Annotated in this window: 1 pseudogene; it reads left to right on the top strand. The window is 65.5% G+C overall.

The features are described 5' to 3' along the window. Positions 1 to 107 (top strand): annotated as a pseudogene (gene minC, locus SB764_RS44675) (septum site-determining protein MinC); the annotation flags it as partial. Positions 108 to 235 lie beyond the last annotated feature (128 nt).

Below are 235 nucleotides of genomic sequence, written 5' to 3'. Positions count from 1 at the left end.
GCGTGTACCGCGTGGTGGAAGACAAGCTCGACCGCTCGCTGCACAACCAGCCCGCGCTGGTCCGGCTGGACGGCGACACCCTGCGCATCGAGGCCTTGAAAGCCTGAGATGCCCTTCCGCGGTCCATGCCGTCGGGGCTGGCGCGAGACGGCGCCGGACGCGGAATGGTCCTGCAACGCAATACTCTGTCAGTCTCGAACGGGCCGTGCCCGTTCAACACATTCTGTAAGAAGCC

It is taken from the genome of Paraburkholderia sp. SIMBA_027 (genome assembly GCF_046535315.1).
In the GTDB taxonomy this organism is placed as follows: Bacteria; Pseudomonadota; Gammaproteobacteria; order Burkholderiales; family Burkholderiaceae; genus Paraburkholderia; species Paraburkholderia tropica.
The sequence above is the reverse complement of the archived record's forward strand: the minus strand, read 5'-3'. Positions and strand labels throughout refer to the sequence as shown.